This is a genomic window from Ruegeria sp. CL5, from assembly GCF_056536485.1.
Genome location: NZ_JBQFPS010000003.1, coordinates 382176 through 390562 on the forward strand (window position 1 = coordinate 382176; position 8387 = coordinate 390562).

The window sequence follows — 8387 nt, forward strand, 5'->3', positions numbered from 1 at the left end:
ATTTCTGCCCTTTTGTTACGGTCTGATTATTCCGGTTCGGAACGGATCGTCCTCAGCAAAGATCAATGTGCTTTCAGCCATCACGTATGCTTGCCCGGTTAAACTTGGAACAACGCCCCCACCCTTCCCGGGTTTATAGAACAACCGGTAGCTGCTTCCGATCACACTCTCCTGCACAATCTCTTCTCCGGCTTGCAGCTGCCCGCTGGCCGCCAGACAAGCCAAACGCGCCGAACTGCCGGTGCCGCAGGGTGAGCGGTCATAATCGTTATCAGGGCATAAAACAAAGTTTCGGCTGTGGACCCCTTTATTCGGAGATTTGCCTTGCAAAATAACATGGTCAACAGGCTCGCCATTCTCACCGCCAACACCATGGGAGATACAGGCTTCGCGGATAGCAATGGTAAAGTCAGTCAATGAGCGGATGTTTGCAGGTTCAACAGACATTGGGCTCGGGTCGACAATAAAAAACCAATTGCCGCCATAGGCTACGTCTCCCGTCACTGGCCCGTATCCGTCGACATCAATATTAACCGCCTGACGCACGCGGCGGCTTTCGATATTCGTAACCTCAACGGTGTTTGGGTCCTTCAGGTCAATCACCACTTCTCCTGCAGGGGTTTCGATCCGGTGCACACCGACTCCGATCCGACCCAAATGAGCCAGTGTCACACCCAGACCGATCGTGCCATGCCCGCACATTCCCAGCACCGCATCAGCGTCAAAATAGATAACGCCCGCGGCACAGGCCGGGTTTACGGGCTCCACAAGAAGTGCACCAACCATTCCGGGCTGGCCACGCGGCTCTAGCAGAATGGATTTGTAGAACTGCTCGTGCTGCATCGCCAATCGTTCTGCCCGCTCTGCCACCGAGCCAGACCCCAGATCGGGACCACCATCCAGAATGACACGCGTTGGCATTCCCCCGGTATGGCTGTCGATCACATGCATTCAGCAATGACCCCACCCTGTTGGACCCAGTCGTTGAACCAGTTGCGGAAAAGTCCATACTGCTGTTCGCAATAGTTTCGCTGCGCATCAGACAACTCGTCTGTTTCGTTGAAATGCAGACGGTATTCATCTTCGCCATTCAAAACCAGAAGATGTTTATAATACAGAACGAGGTCCGTACCTTCGTCAAAACTGGCCAATACGCCAAACGCCTCATCCAATTCGCGTGCGCGCAGGCGGGCTTCGGCGTGACCAGTCGCGGCTTTCTTGGCCAGTGCCGCAAGCAGCAGCGCCTCTTTCGGCAGCGCCGTGCCGATCCCGGTAATTGACCCTGTGGCTCCACAATTTACGAAACCGTGATAGACTTCGGTGTCTACACCGACCATTAACGTAACCTGATCGTCCTTAGATGTAATGAATTCGGCAGCATATCTCAGATCGTCTTTGCCTCCGAATTCCTTGAAACCGACCAGATTTGGATGTTCGGCCCGGAGTGCGAAAAACAAGTCAGCGCGGGTCGCAAAACCGTATACTGGGCTGTTATAGATAATCGCTGGTACGTCGGGTGCTGCTGATAAGATGGCTTTGAAATGGTTCTTTTGTGCCGCGATCGACGAGCCACGCGAAAGAACACGTGGAATAACCATCAGACCTGATGCGCCCACTTTCTGCGCATGAGCTGCATGCGCGACCGCTGATTTTGAGTTAATGGCACCTGTGCCAACAACCACAGGCAATCCAGCATCAACCAGCCTTTCAACGCCTTCCATCCTTTGCGCATCCGTTAGCAAAGGCCAATCGCCCATCGATCCACAATACACCACGGCAGACATGCCGGCGTCGATCATCTCTTTGCCCTTTTTGACCAAAGCATCGAAATCCGGCGCCCGATTAGGCAGGCAGGGTGTCATTAATGCAGGCATCGTGCCGGCAAAGATATTCTGTGTCATGTGCTTCTTCTTTTGTTCGGATTGAGAGTGCTCAAATTCTAATTCCGTCCCAACAACAACGCGGTTATCAAAACAAACCGTCACATCGGTTTCACTCGAGCGATACCCACAACACCTGGGCATCTTCTTTGCTGGTTGAGATGCATCCGTGCCCCATACTGCTGTCGTAATATAGTGAATCCCCAGCTTTCATGGGCAATGGTCGATAGTGTTCGGATACAAACGTCAACTCGCCGCTGATTACATACATGAACTCTTCGCCACTGTGCCTGATCCAAGTATCATACTCTGAAATATCTCTGGCTTTGATCGTCGCGATATAGGGAAGCATCCGCTTGCTTGTGAGCTCTGTGCACAGAAGCTCATGTAAATAGGTAGGTGTGTTCTTGATTTCACCCTCACCCTTGGCGGTGAAATCGCGTCGCCCTGATATGCCGGTCTGTCCTGACTGCAGGAACAGTTGAGGCGTGCTCATACCCAGTGCCTGTGTCAGCCTTCGCACGATGTCAAAACTAGGTCGCGTTTGATTGTTTTCAATTTTCGAAAGCGTGGATCGACCGATTCCCGCTGCCCGACCAGCCTCTTCCAAAGTCCAGCCTTTTTCACGACGCGCATCACGGATCGAGCGTCCTAGTACAGCTCCATCGCCCAATTCATCCGGTCCAGAAGTATCATTTGGGTGGTCCTCAACCATATAATTCTCCCCTTTTTCTGAAGGTTAAAGGTTTCCACAACATCCTACAACTTTCCTGTTGCTAAATATTTGTTGCCTTATCGGTACATTCTCCACTATAGGAAACTTAATTTCCTGTTTGGGGATCATGGTCGATGGAGGAGATAATGTTCAAAAAGTCGCTCATTGAAGCCGATCCGGTCATCGCGTCATCGATTGCGCGCGAAGGCAAACGTCAGGCTGAACAGATCGAACTGATCGCTTCTGAAAATATTGTCTCTCAGGCTGTGATCGATGCACAGGGTTCTGTGCTGACCAACAAATATGCCGAAGGCTATCCTGGCCGCCGCTATTATGGTGGATGCGAATATGTGGATGAAGTCGAGGCCGAAGCGATCGAACGGTTGAAACAATTGTTCGGTTGCGAGTATGCAAACGTCCAACCCCATTCGGGTGCACAGGCCAACGGGGCCGTCAAACTGGCGCTACTTAGCCCTGGCGATACCATCCTGGGTATGTCGCTGGATGCTGGTGGCCACCTGACTCACGGCGCAAAACCTGCCCAATCCGGCAAGTGGTTCCGTCCGGTCCAGTACGGACTGACCGATGCCGGGCTGATTGATTATGATCAGGTTGAGGCACTTGCCAAAGCCGAAAAACCCCAACTGATCATTGCAGGCGCATCGGCCTATTCGCAAAAAATTGACTTTGCACGCTTCCGCGCCATCGCGGATGAAGTTGGTGCTTGGTTGCTGGCCGACATGGCCCACATAGCAGGGCTTGTCGCGACAGGTCTGCATCCTTCGCCAGTTGGCCACGCCCACGTTGTAACATCAACCACGCACAAAACCCTGCGTGGACCGCGTGGCGGGGTTATTCTGACCAACGACGAAGCGTTAGCAAAAAAGATGAACTCAGCCGTTTTCCCCGGCTTGCAGGGCGGCCCTCTGATGCATGTGATTGCAGGAAAAGCCGTTGCATTTGGAGAAGCACTGAAACCCGAATTCAAAGAGTATATGAAGCGTGTCGTGGATAGCGCGTCAGCATTGGCGAATGTAATGATAGCGCGCGGCTGCGATATCGTTTCTGGTGGAACCGAAAACCACCTGATGCTGGTCGACCTGCGCCCAATCGGCGTAACCGGAAAAGACGCTGAAGCTGCGCTGGAGCGTGCAGGCTTCACTTGCAACAAAAACAGCGTTCCGGGTGACCCCCAGAAACCGACGATCACCAGCGGCATTCGTTTGGGCACCGCAGCTGGCTGCAGCCGGGGTTTTGGTCCGGAAGAGTTCAAGCAGATCGGTCACCTGATCGGCAATGTATTGGACGCATTGGCCCAATCGCCGGACGGGGATAAGGCCGTCGAAAAGGAAACCCGCGAAAAAGTCCGCGCCCTTTGCGCAAGCCACCCGATCTACTGAGAGAAGACCAAATGACTTACGATCTTATTGTCATCGGGGGCGGACCAGGCGGCTATGTCGCCGCGATCCGCGCAGCTCAATTGGGCATGAAAGTAGCGTGCGTTGAGGGCCGTGGTGCGCTCGGCGGGACTTGTTTGAATGTGGGGTGCATACCCTCCAAAGCGTTGCTGACCTCCTCGGCCAAATATGCCGAACTTGCACATCTCTCCTCCCACGGTATTGCGGTCGAGGGGGCCAGCATCGATGTACCAGCGATGATGGGCCGCAAGGACAAGATCGTAGGCGACCTGACCAAAGGCATCGCGTTCCTGTTCAAGAAAAATGGCGTCGATCTGATCGAGGGGTGGGCCAGCATTCCCACCGCCGGGCAAGTTAAAGTTGGAGAAGATGTCCACACAGCCAAGAACATCCTGATTGCCACGGGCTCGGAACCCACACCATTGCCGGGAATCGAGATAGACGAGCAGGACATCCTCAGCTCAACAGGTGCGATCGCATTGGAGACGGTTCCCGAACATCTGGTGGTGATCGGTGCAGGCGTTATCGGTCTGGAGCTGGGGCAGGTCTGGGCACGTCTGGGCGCTAAGGTCACGGTGGTCGAATATCTGGATCGGGTGTTGCCCGGAATTGACGGTGAGATTGCCAAACTGGCGCAGCGCGCCCTGTCCAAACGTGGATTGAAGTTCCAATTGGGTCGGGCGTTGAAATCGGTCGACAAAACGGATGCAGGTCTGACCTTGACCGTGGATCGCGTTGGCAAGGACAAGGAAGAAGCGATTGAGGCCGACAAGGTGTTGATCGCTGTCGGTCGCCGCCCCGTCACCCGAGGGCTTGGCTTGGAAGAGCTGGGTGTGGCTGTGAACCAACGTGGCGTCATAGAAGTTGACAATACATTCCAGACATCAGTGCCAGGCATTTACGCCATCGGTGACTGCATTCCTGGCCCAATGTTGGCACATAAAGCTGAGGAAGACGGTGTTGCCTGCGTTGAGATGCTGGCAGGCGAAGCCGGGCATGTCGATTACAACACCGTGCCGGGCGTTGTGTACACAGATCCCGAGGTCGCCTCAGTAGGATTGACCGAAGAAGCGCTGAAAGACGCCGGAGCCGAGTATTCGGTCGGCAAATTCGCCTTCATGGCGAACTCGCGCGCACGCTCGACCGGAGAAACAGACGGTGCGGTGAAGGTACTGGCAGACACTAACGGCAAGATTCTGGGCGCGCATATCTGTGGCGCTCATGGTGGCGATCTAATCGCAGAATTGGTGTTGGCGATGACAAAGGAGGCAACCGTGTCCGAAGTCGCAGCAACATGCCATGCGCACCCTGCGATGGGTGAGGCTGTCAAAGAAGCCTGCCTCGACGCCCTAGGCCGCGCGATTCACGCCTAAACCGGAGCCGCCAGATGACCATCCAGCTTCGCCCCCGTCACCCGGAAAAGGCCAAAAAGGCAGATAGCGTCATCCCACGCAAACCCAAGTGGATTCGCAAGAAAAAGGTAGAAGGCCCTGAGTTTTATGAAACCCGCCGCCTGATGCGGGACCACGATCTCGTGACGGTCTGCGAAGAGGCAGCCTGCCCAAATATCGGTGAATGCTGGTCTAAGCGGCACGCTACCATGATGATTATGGGCGAAGTCTGCACGCGCGGCTGTTCATTCTGCAATGTCTCAACCGGGCGTCCCGATGCCCTGGATGTTTTCGAACCTGGTCGGGTGGCCGCGGCGGTGAAGAAACTGGGCTTGCGTCATGTCGTCATCACATCTGTTGATCGCGATGACCTAAACGATGGCGGGGCTGAGCATATTGCACAGACAATCCGTGCGGTCCGCCATCAGAACCCTATCACAACGATCGAGGTTCTGACCCCCGATTTTCTGGGTAAGGGAGAAGCTGCAGAAGTGGTGTTTGAGGCTGCTCCGGATGTGTTCAACCACAATCTTGAGACTGTTCCGCACCTCTACCCAACTGTACGCCCGGGTGCGCGTTACTATACTTCGCTACGGTTGCTGGACGATGCCAAACGCGCAAATCCCGAAGTTTTCACCAAATCCGGTTTGATGGTCGGATTAGGTGAAACGCTGAATGATGTCCGACAAGTCATGGATGATCTGCGTGCTGCAAACGTCGATTTCTTGACAGTCGGTCAATACCTGCAGCCGACGCCGAAACATCACCCGATCGACCGATTCTGGACTCCGGAAGAATTCGCCCAACTGGAACAAATCGCGCGTTCCAAGGGCTTTTTGCACGTGTCAGCAACCCCGCTGACCCGTTCGTCGTTCCACGCGGACGAAGACTTTGCCGCCCTTAAGCAAGCCCGCCAGCGGGCCATCGCAAACAGGGCATAAACCTGACGCAAATGGGAGGGAAACCATGGAAGCGTTAAATTCAATCGTAGGGGCTATTAATAGCGTCGTGTGGGGGCCGCTAATGCTGGTCCTCATCCTCGGCGTTGGCTTCTTCCTGCAGGTGGGGCTGAAGTTCATGCCGATCCTGCGCATCGGCACAGGCTTCAGCCTGCTGTTCAAAGGCCGTGAAGGTCAGGGCGAAGGGCAGATCAGCCCGTTCAACGCGTTGATGACCTCGCTGTCGGCGACAATCGGTACGGGTAACATCGCCGGTGTGGCCACTGCTGTCTTCCTGGGCGGTCCGGGCGCCTTGTTCTGGATGTGGATGACCGCCCTGGTGGGCATGGCCACCAAATATGCCGAAGCTGTCTGCGCCGTGAAATACCGCGAGAAAGACGAGCTGGGCAACTATGTCGGCGGTCCGATGTACTACATCAAAAACGGTCTGGGTGCGAAATGGGCCTGGCTGGGCGTTGCGTTCGCTCTGTTCGGAGCTGTCGCAGCCTTTGGCATCGGTAACGGTGTACAGGCCAACGGTGTTGCCCAGGTTCTGGAAGCGAATTTCGGTTTCAACACCTCGGTCACCGGTGTTGTTCTGATGGTTCTGACAGCAGCCGTGATCTTGGGCGGCATCACCCGGATCGGTGCAGTTGCCGGTAAGTTGGTTCCGTTCATGGCAATCGCCTACATCATCGCGGGCTTGCTGGTACTGCTGATCAACATCGGCAACATCGGACATGCGCTGTCACTGGTCTTCACCTACGCCTTCACCCCCTCGGCCGCCGAAGGTGGTTTCGCGGGTGCCGCTGTTTGGGCTGCGATCCGCTTTGGTGTGGCACGTGGTGTCTTCTCGAACGAAGCGGGTCTGGGTTCCGCTCCGATCGCGCACGCCGCAGCCGAGACCAAAGGTCCGGTCAACCAGGGCCTGATCGCGATGCTGGGGACGTTCATCGACACTATCATCGTTTGCTCGATCACCGGTCTGGCGATCATCTCGTCGGGTGCATGGACGTCTGGTGAATCCGGTGCCGCTCTGACCAGCCACGCGTTCGAGCTATCATTGCCGGGGATCGGTGGATATCTGATCGCCATCGCTCTGTCGATCTTTGCCTTCACCACCATCTTGGGCTGGTCGTTCTACGGCGAAAAATGTGTCGAGTTCCTGCTCGGCGTCAAATCGCTGATGCCTTACCGCGTCCTGTGGATTGTCATGATCTATTTCGGAGCGACCGCGGATCTAGGCTTCATCTGGCTGCTTGCCGATACGCTGAACGCCATGATGGCTATCCCGAACCTGATCGCCCTGGCGCTGCTGAGCCCGATCGTCATCAAGCTGACGAAAGAGTTCTTCGCTTCGGGTGGCAAGTCCGAAGAGCCAGGTGGCACACCAGCCGAATAAACCTGGATAAACATACCCCGGGGGCCAGAGTGGCCCCCGGGCTTTGAAACAGATTTCTATATCTCGAGGAGAGACGTGATGGCCACGAAAATCCTGCTGCCAATTGATCACACCGACGACCGCTCATGGAAGAACGCCCTGCCGCTCGCGCTGGAACAGGCAAAATTCTATGGTGCTGAATTGCACGCAGTGGCCGTTATCCCCGAGATCATCCAGCTCCCTAACCTGCCTGCCAACTATGGTGCGGGTGCCAAAGAGCATGTACGCAACGCGATTCAGGCCATTCTGGATCACGGCAATGCCGGTGACGTTCCGGTACATGTCGAAGAAGGCAGCGTCTACCGCGAAATCCTGAAGCTTGCGTACAAGGAAGGCTTCGATCTGATCGTCATGGCATCGACCAAAGGCGATTTCCCGAATTATGAGATTGGCCCGAACTTGTCACGCGTCGTGCGTAACGCGCATTGCACTGTAACAGTCGTTCGTGACCAATCCCGCTGATTAGAAAGGCTCTGGCTATGGGCGAGATTAAACGCACGCCTCTTCACGCTTTGCATGTTGAGTTGGGTGGTAAGTTGGTTGATTTTGCTGGGTGGGAGATGCCTGTTCAGTATCCATTGGGGATTATGGGGGAGCATAAGCA

General features: G+C 55.2%; 8 protein-coding genes and 1 pseudogene. 6 read left to right on the top strand and 3 right to left on the bottom strand.

Features of this window, described 5'->3' with window-relative positions; translation table 11 throughout:
• Nucleotides 1-15 precede the first annotated feature (15 nt).
• The 3 genes from ACR0IU_RS07840 to ACR0IU_RS07850 all read right to left on the bottom strand — a co-directional run bounded on the left by ACR0IU_RS07840 (nt 16) and on the right by ACR0IU_RS07850 (nt 2595).
• Nucleotides 16-951 (bottom strand): 4-hydroxyproline epimerase, encoded by a 936-nt coding sequence (locus ACR0IU_RS07840; RefSeq protein ID WP_480715858.1) that lies wholly within the window; start codon nt 949-951, stop codon nt 16-18.
• Nucleotides 942-1901, bottom strand: coding sequence for a dihydrodipicolinate synthase family protein (locus ACR0IU_RS07845; protein ID WP_480608132.1), 960 nt, complete (start codon nt 1899-1901; stop codon nt 942-944). Before ACR0IU_RS07845 ends, ACR0IU_RS07840 begins: the two co-directional genes overlap by 10 nt.
• Nucleotides 1902-1992: 91 nt before the next feature.
• Nucleotides 1993-2595: a helix-turn-helix domain-containing protein gene (locus ACR0IU_RS07850; protein WP_170774483.1), complete on the bottom strand. Its 603-nt coding sequence runs from the start codon at nt 2593-2595 to the stop codon at nt 1993-1995.
• Nucleotides 2596-2741: 146 nt separating this feature from the next.
• Here ACR0IU_RS07850 and glyA point away from each other — a divergent pair, with 146 nt between their 5' ends.
• From glyA to gcvT, 6 genes and pseudogenes are all read left to right on the top strand, one after another.
• Entirely contained in the window at nt 2742-3995 is a 1254-nt protein-coding gene (gene glyA, locus ACR0IU_RS07855) for a serine hydroxymethyltransferase (protein WP_480715859.1), read from the top strand.
• An 11-nt stretch (nt 3996-4006) separates the two neighbouring features.
• Nucleotides 4007-5386, top strand: a complete 1380-nt coding sequence (gene lpdA, locus ACR0IU_RS07860; RefSeq protein ID WP_480715860.1) for a dihydrolipoyl dehydrogenase — start codon at nt 4007-4009, stop codon at nt 5384-5386.
• A gap of 14 nt (nt 5387-5400) precedes the next feature.
• A complete protein-coding gene (lipA, locus tag ACR0IU_RS07865; RefSeq protein ID WP_170780544.1) occupies nt 5401-6345 on the top strand; it encodes a lipoyl synthase in 945 nt (314 codons plus the stop codon).
• A gap of 25 nt (nt 6346-6370) precedes the next feature.
• On the top strand, nt 6371-7744 hold the full coding sequence (locus ACR0IU_RS07870; RefSeq protein ID WP_029621957.1) for an alanine/glycine:cation symporter family protein: 1374 nt from the start codon (nt 6371-6373) through the stop codon (nt 7742-7744).
• 78 nt (nt 7745-7822) lie between these two features.
• Nucleotides 7823-8245, top strand: coding sequence for a universal stress protein (locus tag ACR0IU_RS07875; protein ID WP_010441645.1), 423 nt, complete (start codon nt 7823-7825; stop codon nt 8243-8245).
• Between the two features lie 17 nt (nt 8246-8262).
• Nucleotides 8263-8387: pseudogene (gene gcvT / locus ACR0IU_RS07880) on the top strand (glycine cleavage system aminomethyltransferase GcvT); the annotation flags it as partial.